Annotated in this window: 15 protein-coding genes; 14 read left to right on the forward strand and 1 reads right to left on the reverse strand. The window is 71.1% G+C overall.

Annotated elements, in window-relative coordinates:
* The first annotated feature begins 61 nt into the window (after nucleotides 1-61).
* The 8 genes from thrS to ACFWQG_RS03675 all read left to right on the forward strand — a co-directional run bounded on the left by thrS (nucleotide 62) and on the right by ACFWQG_RS03675 (nucleotide 8,416).
* Nucleotides 62-2,113: a threonine--tRNA ligase gene (gene thrS, locus ACFWQG_RS03640; RefSeq protein WP_378506218.1), complete on the forward strand. Its 2,052-nt coding sequence runs from the start codon at nucleotides 62-64 to the stop codon at nucleotides 2,111-2,113.
* The gene (locus ACFWQG_RS03645; RefSeq protein WP_378506219.1) at nucleotides 2,110-2,688 is read left to right on the forward strand and encodes an HIT family protein; all 579 of its coding nucleotides are present in this window, start codon (nucleotides 2,110-2,112) and stop codon (nucleotides 2,686-2,688) included. The genes thrS and ACFWQG_RS03645 overlap by 4 nt, the downstream gene beginning before the upstream one ends.
* 1 nt (nucleotide 2,689) lies before the next feature.
* On the forward strand, nucleotides 2,690-3,355 hold the full coding sequence (gene pgsA / locus ACFWQG_RS03650; RefSeq protein WP_378506220.1) for a phosphatidylinositol phosphate synthase: 666 nt from the start codon (nucleotides 2,690-2,692) through the stop codon (nucleotides 3,353-3,355).
* Nucleotides 3,352-4,251 carry a phosphatidylinositol mannoside acyltransferase gene (locus tag ACFWQG_RS03655; protein WP_378506221.1) on the forward strand — a complete coding sequence of 300 codons (900 nt, stop codon included), beginning with the start codon at nucleotides 3,352-3,354 and terminating at the stop codon, nucleotides 4,249-4,251. The genes pgsA and ACFWQG_RS03655 overlap by 4 nt, the downstream gene beginning before the upstream one ends.
* Before the next feature lies 1 nt (nucleotide 4,252).
* Nucleotides 4,253-5,377: a glycosyltransferase family 4 protein gene (locus ACFWQG_RS03660; RefSeq protein WP_378506222.1), complete on the forward strand. Its 1,125-nt coding sequence runs from the start codon at nucleotides 4,253-4,255 to the stop codon at nucleotides 5,375-5,377.
* Nucleotides 5,377-6,432: an NUDIX domain-containing protein gene (locus tag ACFWQG_RS03665; protein WP_378506223.1), complete on the forward strand. Its 1,056-nt coding sequence runs from the start codon at nucleotides 5,377-5,379 to the stop codon at nucleotides 6,430-6,432. Before ACFWQG_RS03660 ends, ACFWQG_RS03665 begins: the two co-directional genes overlap by 1 nt.
* Before the next feature lie 84 nt (nucleotides 6,433-6,516).
* Nucleotides 6,517-7,431 (forward strand): pyridoxal 5'-phosphate synthase lyase subunit PdxS, encoded by a 915-nt coding sequence (pdxS, locus tag ACFWQG_RS03670; protein WP_378506224.1) that lies wholly within the window; start codon nucleotides 6,517-6,519, stop codon nucleotides 7,429-7,431.
* Nucleotides 7,432-7,600: 169 nt separating this feature from the next.
* On the forward strand, nucleotides 7,601-8,416 hold the full coding sequence (locus ACFWQG_RS03675; protein ID WP_378506225.1) for an acyl-CoA thioesterase: 816 nt from the start codon (nucleotides 7,601-7,603) through the stop codon (nucleotides 8,414-8,416).
* Here ACFWQG_RS03675 and ACFWQG_RS03680 read toward each other — a convergent pair.
* On the reverse strand, nucleotides 8,403-10,211 hold the full coding sequence (locus ACFWQG_RS03680) for an APC family permease (RefSeq protein ID WP_378506226.1): 1,809 nt from the start codon (nucleotides 10,209-10,211) through the stop codon (nucleotides 8,403-8,405). The genes ACFWQG_RS03675 and ACFWQG_RS03680 overlap by 14 nt on opposite strands.
* Before the next feature lie 273 nt (nucleotides 10,212-10,484).
* Between ACFWQG_RS03680 and pdxT the strand changes: the two genes are divergently transcribed.
* The 6 genes from pdxT (at nucleotide 10,485) to yajC (ending at nucleotide 14,729) form a co-directional block, all read left to right on the forward strand.
* Entirely contained in the window at nucleotides 10,485-11,081 is a 597-nt protein-coding gene (pdxT, locus tag ACFWQG_RS03685) for a pyridoxal 5'-phosphate synthase glutaminase subunit PdxT (RefSeq protein ID WP_378506400.1), read from the forward strand.
* A gap of 100 nt (nucleotides 11,082-11,181) precedes the next feature.
* A complete protein-coding gene (locus ACFWQG_RS03690) occupies nucleotides 11,182-11,934 on the forward strand; it encodes a YebC/PmpR family DNA-binding transcriptional regulator (RefSeq protein ID WP_378506227.1) in 753 nt (250 codons plus the stop codon).
* 111 nt (nucleotides 11,935-12,045) lie between these two features.
* Nucleotides 12,046-12,630, forward strand: a complete 585-nt coding sequence (ruvC, locus tag ACFWQG_RS03695) for a crossover junction endodeoxyribonuclease RuvC (RefSeq protein ID WP_378506228.1) — start codon at nucleotides 12,046-12,048, stop codon at nucleotides 12,628-12,630.
* Nucleotides 12,627-13,226 (forward strand): Holliday junction branch migration protein RuvA, encoded by a 600-nt coding sequence (gene ruvA / locus ACFWQG_RS03700; RefSeq protein WP_378506229.1) that lies wholly within the window; start codon nucleotides 12,627-12,629, stop codon nucleotides 13,224-13,226. The genes ruvC and ruvA overlap by 4 nt, the downstream gene beginning before the upstream one ends.
* Nucleotides 13,223-14,317, forward strand: a complete 1,095-nt coding sequence (gene ruvB / locus ACFWQG_RS03705; protein ID WP_378506230.1) for a Holliday junction branch migration DNA helicase RuvB — start codon at nucleotides 13,223-13,225, stop codon at nucleotides 14,315-14,317. The genes ruvA and ruvB overlap by 4 nt, the downstream gene beginning before the upstream one ends.
* A gap of 73 nt (nucleotides 14,318-14,390) precedes the next feature.
* Entirely contained in the window at nucleotides 14,391-14,729 is a 339-nt protein-coding gene (gene yajC / locus ACFWQG_RS03710) for a preprotein translocase subunit YajC (RefSeq protein WP_378506231.1), read from the forward strand.
* Nucleotides 14,730-14,739 lie beyond the last annotated feature (10 nt).

The raw sequence follows: 14,739 nt of genomic DNA on the forward strand, positions 1-14,739 counted from the left end.
CATGAGGGCTCATCTGCCGTGCCGACGTCGTGTCGGCCCGTACACCGAGGAGCACATCGCCGTGACCACGCCTGCATCCGTAGCCCCAGCCGCCCGCGTCCGGGTGCCTGCCGGGACTACCGCCGGTGCGGCGGTCCGTGAGGCCGGCCTCCCGACCAAGGGCCCCGACACCGTCGTCGTCGTGCGGGACGCCGACGGAACCCTCAAGGACCTGTCCTGGACCCCGGACGTCGACGTGGAGGTCGAGGCCGTCGCCGCCGACACCGACGACGGTCGCAGCGTGATCCGGCACTCCTGCGCGCATGTCCTCGCGCAGGCGGTGCAGCAGGAGTTCCCGGACGCGAAGCTCGGCATCGGCCCGCCGATCAAGGACGGCTTCTACTACGACTTCCAGGTCGCCGAGCCGTTCACCCCCGAGGACCTCACCCGCCTCGAGAAGCGGATGAAGAAGATCGTCAAGGACGCGCAGCGGTTCTCCCGCCGCGTCGTCGACGACATCGAGGACGCCCGCGTCGAACTCGCGAACGAGCCGTTCAAGCTCGAGCTGATCAGCGACAAGTCCGGGATCGACGACCCGGAGATCATGGAGGTCGGCGGCACCGAGCTGACCATCTACGACAACCTCAACCCGCGCACCGGCGAGGTGATCTGGAAGGACCTGTGCCGCGGCCCGCACCTCCCGACCACCAAGTTCATCCCGGCGTTCAAGATCACCCGCAGCTCCGCCGCGTATTGGCGGGGCAACCAGGAGAACGCGCAGCTGCAGCGCATCTACGGCACCGCGTGGGAATCGAGCGAGGCGCTCGACGAGCACATGGAGCTGCTGGCCGAGGCCGAGCGGCGCGACCACCGCAAGGTCGGTGCGGAACTCGACCTGTTCTCCTTCCCCGACGAGCTCGGCTCCGGGCTGCCGGTGTTCCACCCCAAGGGCGGCATCATCCGGCAGGAGATGGAGGACTACTCCCGCAAGCGGCACGTCGAGGAGGGCTACGAGTTCGTCTACTCGCCGCACATCACCAAGGGACACCTGTACGAGGTCTCCGGTCACCTCGACTGGTACCGCGACGGCATGTTCCCGGCGATGCACATCGACGAGGAACTCAACGAGGACGGCACCGTGCGCAAGCCGGGCCAGGAGTACTACCTCAAGCCGATGAACTGCCCGATGCACAACCTGATCTTCCGGTCCCGCGGCCGGTCGTACCGGGAGCTGCCGCTGCGGCTGTTCGAGTTCGGGTCCGTCTACCGCTACGAGAAGTCCGGCGTCGTGCACGGACTGACCCGGGTCCGCGGCATGACGCAGGACGACGCGCACATCTACTGCACCAAGGAGCAGATGCGCGACGAGCTGACCACCACGCTGCAGTTCGTGCTCGGCCTGCTCAAGGACTACGGACTCGACGACTTCTACCTCGAGCTGTCGACGAAGAACCCGGACAAGTTCGTCGGCGACGACGCGCTGTGGGAGGAGGCCACCGCGACGCTCCGTGAGGTCGGCGAGGCCTCCGGCCTGACCCTGATCCCGGACCCGGGTGGGGCCGCGTTCTACGGTCCGAAGATCTCCGTGCAGGTGCAGGACGCGCTGGGTCGCAGCTGGCAGATGTCGACGATCCAGCTGGACTTCAACCTGCCCGAGCGGTTCGAGCTCGAATACACCGGCACCGACGGCGCCAAGCACCGCCCGGTGATGATCCACCGTGCGCTGTTCGGGTCGATTGAACGGTTCTTCGGCGTGCTCACCGAGCACTACGCGGGAGCGTTCCCGGCGTGGCTGGCCCCGCTCCAGGTGGTTGGCATCCCGGTCGCGGAGGCGTTCGAGGACCACCTGCACCACGTGGTCGGCGGCCTGCGCAAGGCGGGCATCCGCGCCGAGGTCGACGCCAGCGACGACCGGATGCAGAAGAAGATCCGCACCCACACCACGCAGAAGGTGCCGTTCATGCTGCTCGCGGGCGAGCGGGACGTCGAGTCCGGTGCGGTCAGCTTCCGTTTCCGGGACGGCACCCAGGTCAACGGTGTGCCGGTCGCGAAGGCCATCGCGGTGATCACCGACTGGATCGCCCGCCGCGACAACTCGTCGCCGACCGCGGACCTCGTCGGGGACCTCACATGAGTGGGACACCCGACCAGCCCGAGGGGTCGATGGTGGACACCGGGCCCGGCGACCCCGACCGGCTGCAGCGGCTGTGGTCGCCGCACCGGATGTCGTACATCGCCGAGTCGCCGAAGGCGGCGACGTCGGAGGAGGGACCGTTCACCGCGATCCCGAAGATGAGCGACGAGGAGGGCCTCATCGTCGCGCGCGGCGAGCACGTCTACGCGGTGCTCAACCTGTACCCGTACAACCCGGGGCACATGATGGTCGTGCCGTACCGGCGGGTCGCGGCGCTCGAGGATCTCACCGCGGGCGAGTCCGCCGAGCTGATGGCGTTCACCCAGCAGGCGATCCGCGTGATCAAGCGGGTGTCGCGACCGGACGCGTTCAACGTGGGTCTGAATCTCGGTGCGGCAGCAGGAGGGTCGCTCGCCGAGCACCTGCACCAGCACATCGTCCCGCGGTGGGGCGGGGACGCCAACTTCATCACCGTCCTCGGCGGCACCAAGGTGATGCCGCAGCTGCTGCGTGAGACCAGGGCGCTGCTGTCGGCCGCGTGGCAGGAGCCGATTACCGGCAGCGGAGGCGAATGAGATGCTGAGCATTCTCGGGCGGGCGTCGGTGTCGAAGGTGACCGCGCCGATGGGGCGGGCGCTGATCGGCACCGGGCTGACACCGGACGTGGTGACCGTGTTCGGCACCGTCGCCAGCGTGGCGGGCGCGCTGACCCTGTTCCCGTCCGGGCACCTGTTCTGGGGAACCATGCTCATCTGGTTCTTCGTGATGTTCGACATGCTGGACGGGGCGATGGCCCGGGCCCGCGGCGGCGGCACCCGGTACGGGGCGGTGCTCGACGCCACCTGTGACCGGATCGCGGACGGCGCCATCTTCGCCGGCCTCGCCTGGTGGGCGGTGTACCACGAGGGCAGCCGTTCACTGCTGGTCGCGACGCTGATCTGCCTGGTGACCTCGCAGGTGATCTCGTACGCGAAGGCGCGCGCCGAGGCGAGCGGCCTGTCCGCCGACGGCGGACTCATCGAGCGGCCGGACCGGCTGATCATCGTCCTCGTCGGGGCTGGATTGACCGGTATTGCGGGGCATTTCGGTATCGGATGGCTGGAATGGGCGGTGTACGTGGCGATGTGGCTGCTCGCCGTCGCCAGTGTCATCACCGTGTTTCAGCGGGTGCTTGCGGTGCGGAACTCGCCCGGTGCGCGTGACCTGCTGCCGATCGCCGCACCCGATGGCGAGGCACAGTGAGCCTCGGGGAACGGGCGAGCGATCTGGGGTACGCGGCGGGTTGGCGCCTGGTCCGGGCGCTGCCCGACCGCGTCGCGACCCGGCTGTTCGACCTCGGAGCCGACCTCGCCACCCGGCGCGGTGGGCCGGACCAGTTGCGGCGCAACCTCGCCCGCGTGCTCGGGGTGCCGCCGGATCGGGTGCCGGACGAGCTGATCCGGGCGTCGGTGCGGTCCTACGCCCGGTACTGGCGGGAGGCGTTCCGGCTGCCGTCGATGGACCAGGCCGAACTGGGTCGGCGGCTGGACTCGAAGATCCAGGGGCAGGAACACCTCGAGGCTGGTCTCGCCGCGGGCGCGGGTGTCGTGCTCGCGTTGCCGCACACCGGGAACTGGGACATGGCAGGGGTCTGGCTGGTCCAGAAGCACGGCCGGTTCGCAACGGTCGCCGAGCGGCTCAAGCCGGAGTCGCTGTACCAGCGGTTCGTCGCGTACCGGGAAAGCCTCGGCTTCGAGATCTTCCCGCTCAGCGGCGGGGAGGCGCCGCCGTTCGGTCAGCTCGCGGACCGGCTGCGGGACAACCGGGTGGTGTGCCTGCTCGGCGAGCGTGACCTCGCCGCGCGCGGGGTGCCGGTGACGTTCTTCGGGGAACCGACCCGGATGCCCGCCGGGCCAGCGAAACTCGCGATCGAGACCGGGGCGGCGCTGCTGCCCGTGCACTGCTGGTTCGAGGGGGACGACTGGGGGTTCTCGGTCGGCGCCCCGCTCGATACCGGCGGCGGGGTGCAGGCCGCGACGCAGGCCCTCGCCGACCGGTTCGCGGTGAACATCGCCGCCCACCCCGCGGACTGGCACATGCTGCAGCCGCTGTGGCTCGCCGACCTGTCCGAGGCGCGCCTGGCCCGAATGGAGTCGTGACGTGAAGATCGGGATGGTGTGCCCGTACTCGTTCGACGTCCCAGGGGGAGTGCAGGCGCACGTCGTCGAGCTCGCGCAGGTGCTGATCGAGCGGGGACACCGGGTCAGCGTGCTCGCGCCCGCCTCGGAGGGCACCGACCTGCCCGACTTCGTGGTGTCCGCGGGCCGGGCGGTCGCGATCCCGTACAACGGGTCCGTCGCCCGTCTGACGTTCGGGCCGGTGTCGTACGCGCGGGTGCGGCGGTGGATCGCCGACAACGACTTCGACGTCCTGCACATCCACGAGCCGAACGCGCCGAGCCTGTCGATGCTCGCGATGAAGATCGCGGAGGGTCCGATCGTCGCGACCTTCCACACATCGACGACGAAATCGTTGGTGCTGAGCACGTTTCAGGGTGTCCTGCAGCCGTACCTGGAGAAGATCACCGGCCGGATCGCGGTGTCGGAGCTGGCCAGGCGCTGGCAGGTGGAGTCGCTCGGCTCGGACGCCGTCGAAATCCCGAACGGTGTCGACGTGCCCGCGTTCGCGAACGCCGCACCGCTCGACGGCTATCCGCGCCGGGGCGGGACGGTGCTGTTCCTCGGCCGCTACGACGAGCCGCGCAAGGGCATGGCCGTGCTGCTCGGGGCGCTGCCCGAGCTGGTGCAGCGACACCCCGACCTGCGGGTGCTGGTCGTCGGCCGCGGCGACGAGGACCGGCTCCGCAAGGAGGCGGGCCGGTACGCGCGGCACCTGCACCTGCTCGGGCAGGTCACCGACGAGGAGAAGGCGTCCGCCCTGCGCAGCGTCGACGTGTACTGCGCGCCGAACCTCGGCGGCGAGTCGTTCGGCATCGTCCTCGTTGAGGCGATGGCCGCGGGCGTCCCGGTGGTCGCCAGCGAACTCGACGCGTTCCGGCGCGTGCTGCGCGACGGCACCGCGGGCCTGCTGACCCCGATCGGGGACTCGGCCGCGTTGGCGGCGGCGATCGACCGGGTGCTCTCGGACCCGGACCAGCGCCGCGCACTGGTCGACGTCGCCTCCGAGGTGGTCGCCGAGTACGACTGGCCGGTGGTCGCCGAGCAGATCCTGCGGGTGTACGAGACCGTGACCGTCGGCGCCCAGCCCGTGCGGGTGGAGGCCTGATGACCCTGTCCGCCACCACGATCCTGGTCGTCGCCCTCGTCGTCGCGGTCCTCGTCGCGATCGGGGTGTGGGCGTACGGCACCGCGAATCGGCTGGACCGCCTGCACGTCCGCTCCGACCTGTCCTGGCAGGCACTCGATTCGGCGCTGGCCCGCCGGGCCGTCGTCGCACGGGCCGTCGCCGCGGCGGTGGTGCCGACCGGGTACGCGTTCGGGTCGGCGCCGCCGCCGGAGCTGGGCGGGCAGCGGCTGCGCGAGCTGGCCGACCGCGCCGAACGGGCGGACCGGGCGGACCGGGAGTCCGCCGAGAATCAGTTGTCGGCGGCGTTGGCCGCGGTGCCCGGGCAGGCCCTCGCGCCGCAGCTGGTGGCGGAGCTCGCCGACGCGGAGGCGCGGGTGCTGATCGCGCGCCGGTTCCACAACGACGCGGTCCGAGACACCCTCGCGCTGCGCACCCGGCGGCCGGTGCGCTGGCTGCATCTCGGCGGAACCGCACCGCTGCCCACCTATTTCGAGATCGCCGAACGCACCACCGCGTCGGCCGGCGCCGGGCAGGGCGTCGACGAGATGCGGACCTCGGCGCGGGTGGTGCTGGTCGACGACGACGGCCGGGTGCTGCTGCTGCGCGGGCACGACCCGCAGGTGCCGGACGTGCACTTCTGGTTCACCATCGGCGGCGGCGTCGAGTCGGGGGAGAGCCTGCGCGGCGCCGCGGTCCGCGAGGTCAGGGAGGAGACCGGGCTCGTCGTCGCCGCCGACGAACTGCGCGGCCCGATCTGGCGCCGGGTGGCGGTGTTCCCGTACGACGGCGACGTGATCCGATCCGAGGAGCTGTTCTTCGCGCTGCGCCGGACCGCGTTCACGCCGCAGCGCGGCGGCTTCACCGAGCTGGAGCGGCGCGCGATCTCCGGGCACCGGTGGTGCAGCCCGGACGACATGCGGGCGGTCGCGGCGGGCGGCGAGGTGGTCTATCCGGAGGACCTGCCCGACCTGGTCGCGGAGGTGCACGCGGTGCTCGCCCGGCCGGGTGAGCCCGAGGTCCGGTCCATTCGCTGAGGCACTAGGATCGTCTTCACGACCGGCGGGGGGCCGAGCTTCGAGCCCGCGTCCGGGACGGTTCCGAGTGAGAAGCCACTACCGATGGAGTTTGCCGTGAGCACCCCCGATACCGCCCCCACAACTGGTACCGCCCGCGTCAAGCGGGGGATGGCCGAGATGCTCAAGGGCGGCGTCATCATGGACGTCGTCACTCCCGAGCAGGCCAAGATCGCCGAGGACGCGGGCGCTGTCGCGGTGATGGCGCTCGAGCGCGTTCCGGCCGACATCCGCGCGCAGGGCGGCGTGTCCCGGATGTCGGACCCGGACATGATCGACGGCATCATCTCCGCCGTGTCGATCCCGGTGATGGCCAAGGCCCGGATCGGGCACTTCGTCGAGGCGCAGATCCTGCAGTCCCTCGGCGTCGACTACATCGATGAGTCCGAGGTGCTCACCCCGGCCGACTACGCGAACCACATCGACAAGTGGAAGTTCACCGTCCCGTTCGTGTGCGGTGCCACCAACCTCGGCGAGGCGCTGCGCCGGATCACCGAGGGCGCGGCGATGATCCGCTCCAAGGGCGAGGCGGGCACCGGCGACGTCTCCAACGCGACCACCCACATGCGCACCCTCGGCGCGGAGATCCGGCGTCTCGGGTCGCTGAGCGAGGACGAGCTGTACGTCGCGGCGAAGGAGCTGCAGGCACCGTACGAGCTGGTTGTTGAGGTCGCGAAGGAGGGCAAGCTGCCGGTCACGCTGTTCACCGCGGGCGGCATCGCGACCCCCGCGGACGCGGCGATGATGATGCAGCTCGGCGCCGAGGGCGTGTTCGTCGGCTCCGGCATCTTCAAGTCCGGCAACCCCGCCGAGCGGGCCGCGGCGATCGTGAAGGCCACCACCTTCTTCGACGACCCGGACGTGCTCGCGAAGGTCTCCCGCGGCCTCGGCGAGGCGATGGTCGGCATCAACGTCGACGAGATCCCGCAGCCGCACCGGCTCGCCGAGCGCGGTTGGTGAGCTGACTGCATTCGCAGGCCGAGGGCGGCCCCTGACACAGCCGCACCGGCTCGCCGAGCGCGGGTGGTGACCCACCGCTGATTCCCCACACGGCCCCGCATCGGAAGGCGAGCGCAGCGACGCGCGTCGTGCACCGATGCGGGGCCGTCTCGTTGCTAGGTTGAGCGGCATGTCGTCGATCGAAGAGATTCTCGAACTCGAGCAGCTCGAGAAGGACATCTTCCGCGGGATCGTGGCGGAGACGATGCTGACCCGCACGTTCGGCGGCCAGGTGGCCGGTCAGGCGCTGGTGTCCGCGGTCCGGACCGTGGATCCGGCGTTCCGGGTCCATTCGCTGCACGGCTACTTTCTGCGGCCGGGAAACCCGACCATTCCGGCGGTGTTCCTGGTGGACCGGGTGCGCGACGGACGGTCCTTCTGCACCCGCCGGGTCACCGGGGTGCAGGACGGTCAGGCGATCTTCACGATGTCGGCCTCGTTCCACGTCGGGGACGTGGGGATCGAGCACGGCGACACGATGCCGCCGGTGCCCGACCCCGACGAGTTGCCGGACACGGCGCTGTCCCTGGAGGAGCTGTCCTGGGAGTTCCGGGAGTGGGCCGACTGGGACCTGCGGTTCGTGCCGCAGGAGGTCATCACCCGCCGCCCCGGGGTGCCCGCCCAGCAGCAGGTGTGGTTCCGCTACCGGCGGACCCTGCCCGAGGACCCCGTCTTCCACATCTGCACCCTCGCGTACATGTCGGACATGACGCTGCTCGGGTCGGCGCAGGTGCCGCACGCCGGTGTCCGCATCCAGCAGGCGTCCCTGGACCACGCCCTGTGGTTCCTGCGCCCGTTCCGGGCGGACGAGTGGCTGCTGTACGACCAGTCGTCCCCGTCCGCCGGTTTTGGGCGGGCACTGACGCAGGGCCGTATTTTCGACCGGTCCGGCACCATCGTCGCCGCCGTCGTGCAGGAGGGCATGACCCGCCTCATGCGGGACTGAGCCGCAGCCGCACCCGGCACACCACGGCGTCGGTGTTGCGGCGCAGCGCGCGATCGAGGTCGGCGCCGTTCCCGGTCGGCAGGATCCGCTGCCAGGCGGCTGCCGGCTCGACCTCGCCGATGACCACGACGACCCGCCGTCCGGCGAAGTGTTCGGTGATGTACCGGGTCAGCGGCGCGGCGACCCCCTCGGTGCCGCCGTCGATAAGGTCGAGGCGGACACCCGGATGCCAGGCCTCCCACGCCCGGGTGAACGCGCTCGGGGACTCACCAGCCGGGCAGACCCGGACCGCGACGACGTCGCCGCCGAACGCGAGTGCGGTGTCGATCGACTCGCGGCTCAGTTCCGAGACCTCCGCGACGGGGACGACCACGATCGTGCCCGCCCGGCGGGTGGGCGGGCCCGGGACCTCGCCGCGATGCAGCCGCACGCCGAGGGCCGTGTAGGCGGCCCGCACCCGGCCCATCGCCAGGACCAGCGCGGGCAGCGCGACCACGATCAGCCAGGCGCCCTCGGTGAACTTCATCGCGGTGGTGACGAGCGCGGCGGCGGCGGTGGTCGTTGCGCCGAGCCCGTTGAGGGCCGCCCGCCACCGCCAGCCGCTGCTGCGCACGGTCACCCAGTGCCGGACCAGCCCGGCCTGGGCCAGGGTGAACCCGACGAACACCCCGATCGCGAACAGCGGAACGAGGGCGTTCATGTTGCCGCGGGCAGCGACGACGAGCACCGCGGCGCAGCCGCCGAGCGCAAGCACCCCATACCGGTACACCTCGCGGGCCGAGCGGACCGCGAACCGGTGCGGCAGGTAGTGGTCGTCGGCGAGCAGCCGGAGCAGGGTGGGCAGGCCGCCGTAGGAGGTGTTGGCGGCGAGGGCGAGCAGCACGACGGTGGCGAACTGCACCACGTAGTAGCCGATCCCGCGGCCGAGTGCGGCCTCGGTGAGCTGCGCAAGCACCGTGCTGCCCTCGACCGGGTGCAGGGAGAACTTGCCGATCAGGACGGCGAGGCCGATCAGCATGGTGCCCAACAGGATTCCCAAGGCGACCTCGGTTCGCTGCGCGGTCCGCACCCGCGGCTCGCGGAAGCTGGGCACCGCGTTGGCGATCGCCTCGACACCGGTCAGTGCGGCGCAGCCGCTGGAGAACGCCTTGAGCAGCAGCAGCACGCCTACCGCCTGGACATTGGTGGCGACGGCCTCGCCCTCGGCGACGCTCAGCGGCTCCGTGCGCAGCAGGCCCGCCACGATGACGACGGCGATGCTCGCGACGAACACCACGGTCGGGAGCATGAACGCGCGGGCGCTGTCGGCGATGCCGCGCAGGTTCAGCGCGGTGACGGCGACGACGACGGCCAGGCAGATCCACACGGTGTGGGGGAGCAGGGCGGGCACCGCGGAGGTCAGTGCGGCGACGCCCGCCGCGACCGACACCGCGACGTTGAGCACGTAGTCGATCACCAGCGACGACGCGGCCACCAGCGCGGAGCGGTCGCCGAGCCGGGCCCTGGCCACCGCGTAGGCGCCGCCGCCGTTCGGGAACGCGGCAATCAGCTGCCGGTAGGACGCCACCAGCAGCGCGAGCAGCGCGGCGATCGCGAGCGTCACCGGGAGGGTGAACCCGAGCCCGACCCCGCCCGCGGCGGCGAGCACCAGCACGATTGCCTCCGGCCCATAGGACACCGACGCCATCGCGTCCAGGGACAGGCCCGCGAGGCCGGTGGGCACCGACAGCCGGTGCCGTTCGGGCGGCTTCGCGGCGGGGTCGCGGGGCTTCCGGATCAGCAGCGTGGAGGTCATGCGGCGAGTCTCGGCCGGTCCGCCGCGGATCCCGACGATCTTGACGATGACCTGACGGCGGTGGCCGCGGTGTTGACGGGACCGGTCGATCGGGGGATCAGCCGCCGGTCATGCTGCGGCCCGTCACCGCACGCATCGCGGCGCCCGGGCCGAGCATCGACCGACATGCCCGTCGGTATCGCCAACACCGGTCCGTATTCTCGACCCGTGCAGACGAGCCTCGACACCGCCGACCGACCCGCCGCCCCCGCCCCCACCGCGCCGCGGGTCGGCGTGCTCGCCCTGCAGGGGGACGTGCGCGAACACCTGGCCGCGCTGCGGGCCTCCGGGGCCGAGGCCATCACCGTCCGGCGCGCCGAGGAACTCGCGGGCGTGGACGGGCTGGTGATCCCCGGCGGCGAGTCGACGACGATGAGCCGTCTGCTCGTGGTGTTCGACCTGCTCGAACCGCTGCGGGCCCGGCTTCGCGCTGGCATGCCCGCCTACGGGTCGTGCGCTGGCATGATCCTGCTCGCGTCGGAGGTGCTCGACACCCGCCCCGACGCGCACTGCCTGGCCGGGCTCGACATCACGGTGCGCCGCAACGCCTTCGGTCGTCAGGTCGACTCGTTCGAGGAGGACCTCGACGTCGCGGGCGTTGCGGGGGAGCCGATGCGGGCGGTGTTCATCCGCGCGCCGTGGGTGGAGCGGGTCGGGGCGGGGGTCGAGGTGCTCGCCACCGTCCCCGACGGACCGGCCGCGGGCCGGGTGGTCGCGGTGCGGCAGGGTCCGGTGCTGGCGACGTCGTTCCACCCCGAGGTGACCGGAGACCGCCGCATCCACGAGCTGTTCGTCGGCATGGTTCGCCAGGCCAGGGTGGACCGCGGGTAAACTGGCGCTACTGTGTGCTTCCCGCCGTGGCCGCCGCGCCGCCGCGGGCGCACCCACACACCCCGCACCACGACAACCAACGGGAAGAGGGAATTCACGTATGAGCGGCCATTCCAAATGGGCCACCACCAAGCACAAGAAGGCCGTGATCGACGCCAAGCGCGGCAAGGCCTTCGCGAAGCTGATCAAGAACATCGAGGTTGCCGCGCGCACCGGCGGTGGTGACCCGGCCGGAAACCCGACGCTGTACGACGCCATCCAGAAGGCGAAGAAGACCTCGGTCCCCAACGACAACATCGAGCGGGCCCGCAAGCGTGGCGCAGGCGAAGAGGCCGGCGGCGCCGACTGGCAGACGATCATGTACGAGGGCTACGGCCCGAACGGTGTCGCGGTGCTGATCGAGTGCCTCACCGACAACCGCAACCGCGCCGCCGGCGAGGTGCGCACCGCGATGACCCGCAACGGCGGCAACATGGCCGACCCGGGATCGGTGTCGTACCTGTTCACCCGCAAGGGTGTCGTGGTGCTCGACAAGGCGGGCCGCTCCGAGGACGAGATCCTTGAGGTGGTGCTGGAGGCCGGCGCCGAGGAGATCAACGACCTCGGCGAGCAGTTCGAGGTGGTTGCCGAGGCAAGTGACCTGATCGCGGTCCGCACCGCCCTGGTCGACGCGGGCATCGACTACGACTCCGCCGACCCGGACTTCCGCGCCTCCGTCGAGGTCCCGGTCGACGCCGACGGGGCCCGCAAGGTGTTCAAGCTCGTCGACGCGCTCGAGGAGTCCGACGACGTGCAGAACGTCTACACCAATGTCGACGTCTCGGACGAGGTGCTCGCCGAACTCGACGCCTGAGTCGGGCCGTCCCGGCCGGGGTCGTGTTGGTCCCGGCCGGTGTCGGTGCCCGCGCCTATACTCTCGAACAGCTGTTCGCAGTGGCTGTGAGTTTTGTCGAGAGGTGGGCGCGTGCGGGTGATGGGTGTCGACCCGGGTCTGACGCGGTGCGGTATCGCACTGGTCGAGTCCGGGCGCGGGCGGCAGGTGACCGCGCTCGACGTCGACGTGGTGCGCACTCCCGCGGACATGGACCTGGCGATCCGGTTGAACGCCGTCTACGACGCGGCCTGTCACTGGATGGACGTGCACAGCCCCGAGGTCGTGGCGATCGAGCGCGTCTTCGCGCAGCATCAGGTGTCGACCGCGATGGGGACCGCCCAGGCCGGCGGTGTCATCGCGTTGGCCGCCAGCCAGCGCGGCGTGCCCGTCCGGTTCCACACCCCCTCGGAGGTCAAGGCGGCGGTGACCGGCAACGGGCGCGCGGACAAGGCGCAGGTCACCGCGATGGTGACCCGGATTCTCGGTCTCCAGCAGGCGCCCCGGCCCGCGGACGCCGCCGATGCGCTCGCGCTGGCCATCTGCCACTGTTGGCGGGCGCCGATGATCGAGCGGATGGCACGTGCCGAGGCGGCCGCCGCCGACCAGAAGCGACGGTACGAGGCGCGCCTCGCGGAACTGAACAGGTCCAGGGTGAAGAAGGCAGGTACACGATGATCGCGTCCGTCCGTGGTGAGGTGCTCGAGATCGCCCTCGACCACGTGGTCCTCGAGGCGTCCGGTGTCGGGTACCGGCTGAACGCCACCCCGGCGACCATCGCGACGCTGCAGCGCGGCACCGAGGCGCGACTGGTCACCGCGATGATCGTCCGCGAGGACTCGATGACCCTGTACGGATTCCACGACACCGAGTCGCGGGACCTGTTCGGGCTGCTGCAGACGGTGTCCGGTGTCGGCCCGCGGCTGGCGATGGCGATCCTCGCGGTCCTCGAACCGGAGGCGCTGCGCAAGGCGCTCGCCGAGGGCAATGTGTCGGCGCTGACCCGGGTTCCGGGGATCGGGAAGCGGGGCGCCGAGCGGATGGTCGTCGAACTGCGGGACAAGGTCGAGGCGGTCCCGGTGGCCCCCGGATCCCCCACCTCCGCGCCCGCGGCAGGCCCGATCCGGGACCAGATCGTCGAGGCCCTCGTCGGGCTCGGATTCCCGCTGAAGCAGGCCGAACCGGCGACCGATTCGGTCCTTGCCGCGGACCCCGACGCCGACACGTCGCGGGCGCTGCGCTCCGCGCTCGCGATGCTGGGTAAGACCCGGTGACCGGGTTCCCCGACGACGCGGGCTACCCCGACGACGACACCTCCCCGGTCACCGCCGAACTCGTTGCAGGCGACGGGGACGTCGAGGCGAGCCTGCGCCCGACGTCGCTGACCGACTTCATCGGCCAGCCGCGGGTCCGAGAGCAGCTGCAGCTGGTGCTGGCCGGCGCGAAGCTGCGCGGCGGCACCCCGGATCACGTCCTGCTGTCCGGTCCGCCCGGACTCGGCAAGACATCGATGGCGATGATCATCGCCGCCGAGCTGGGCACCTCGCTGCGCCTGACGTCCGGCCCCGCGCTGGAACGGGCGGGGGACCTGGCCGCGATGCTGAGCAACCTCGTCGAGGGCGACGTGCTGTTCATCGACGAGATTCACCGCATCGCTCGGCCCGCGGAGGAGATGCTGTACCTGGCGATGGAGGACTTCCGCGTCGACGTCGTCGTCGGCAAGGGCCCCGGCGCCACCTCCATCCCGCTTGAGGTCGCCCCCTTCACGCTCGTCGGTGCGACCACCCGGTCCGGCGCGCTGACCGGACCGCTGCGGGACCGGTTCGGGTTCACCGCACACATGGACTTCTACGATCCGCCCGAGCTGCAGCGAATCCTGTTGCGCTCGGCCGGGATTCTCGGTGTCCGGCTCGGTGAGGAGGCGAGCGCGGAAATCGCGGGCCGATCCCGCGGCACGCCGCGCATCGCGAACCGACTGCTGCGCCGGGTCCGCGACTTCGCGGACGTCCGCGCGGACGGGGTCATCACCAGGGACGTCGCGCGGGCCGCGCTCGCCGTCTACGACGTCGACCAACTCGGCCTCGACCGGCTCGACCGCTCGGTGCTCAGCGCCCTGGTCCGCAGCTTCGGCGGCGGACCGGTCGGGGTGTCGACGCTGGCGGTCGCGGTCGGGGAGGAACCCGGCACCGTCGAGGAGGTGTGCGAACCGTTCCTGGTACGCGCCGGTCTCGTCGCCCGGACCCCGCGGGGCCGGGTCGCGACGGCAGCGGCCTGGGAGCAGCTCGGATTGACGCCGCCCCCGGAGGCGGCGACCGGCGGAATAGAGGTGCGTGTGAACGAACCACAGCAGGCGCCGTGGGAGTAATGGCACACTGGTGTACTGCGCCGGTCCGCACGGGACCGGTCGCGCCGACAAACCTCAAGGACTGACTTCAACGATGGAATTGCTGTTCCCGCTCCTCATCCTCGTCCTGCTGGTGCCGATGTTCCTCGGCATCCGCCGCCAGAAGAAGGAGATGGCGAAGACCGCAGAACTGCAGGATTCGCTGAACGTCGGTGACCGCATCATGACCACCGCGGGCCTCTACGGCACCGTCGCCGCACTGGGTGAGACGACCGTCGACCTCGAGATCGCGCCGGGCGTCGTGACCACCTGGGCGCGCATGGTGATCCGGGAACTCGTCACCGAGGACCAGGACAACGCCGCCGCCGACACCGACGACTCGACGGTCGAGGAGACTCCCGAGCAGACTCAGCGCCGCCTCGATCAGGAATGATCTGATCGTC

This window comes from Rhodococcus sp. NPDC058532, from assembly GCF_042719255.1.
GTDB lineage: Bacteria > Actinomycetota > Actinomycetes > Mycobacteriales > Mycobacteriaceae > Rhodococcus_G.

Coding starts and splice junctions, on each gene's coding strand:
- ACFWQG_RS03690 (WP_378506227.1), top strand. CDS start 11,182: ATGAGCGGCCATTCCAAATGGGCCACCACCAAGCACAAGAAGGCCGTG.
- pdxS (WP_378506224.1), top strand. CDS start 6,517: ATGGAGTTTGCCGTGAGCACCCCCGATACCGCCCCCACAACTGGTACC.
- ruvA (WP_378506229.1), top strand. CDS start 12,627: ATGATCGCGTCCGTCCGTGGTGAGGTGCTCGAGATCGCCCTCGACCAC.
- ACFWQG_RS03665 (WP_378506223.1), top strand. CDS start 5,377: ATGACCCTGTCCGCCACCACGATCCTGGTCGTCGCCCTCGTCGTCGCG.
- pgsA (WP_378506220.1), top strand. CDS start 2,690: ATGCTGAGCATTCTCGGGCGGGCGTCGGTGTCGAAGGTGACCGCGCCG.
- ACFWQG_RS03645 (WP_378506219.1), top strand. CDS start 2,110: ATGAGTGGGACACCCGACCAGCCCGAGGGGTCGATGGTGGACACCGGG.
- yajC (WP_378506231.1), top strand. CDS start 14,391: ATGGAATTGCTGTTCCCGCTCCTCATCCTCGTCCTGCTGGTGCCGATG.
- ACFWQG_RS03680 (WP_378506226.1), bottom strand. CDS start 10,211: ATGACCTCCACGCTGCTGATCCGGAAGCCCCGCGACCCCGCCGCGAAG.
- ACFWQG_RS03675 (WP_378506225.1), top strand. CDS start 7,601: ATGTCGTCGATCGAAGAGATTCTCGAACTCGAGCAGCTCGAGAAGGAC.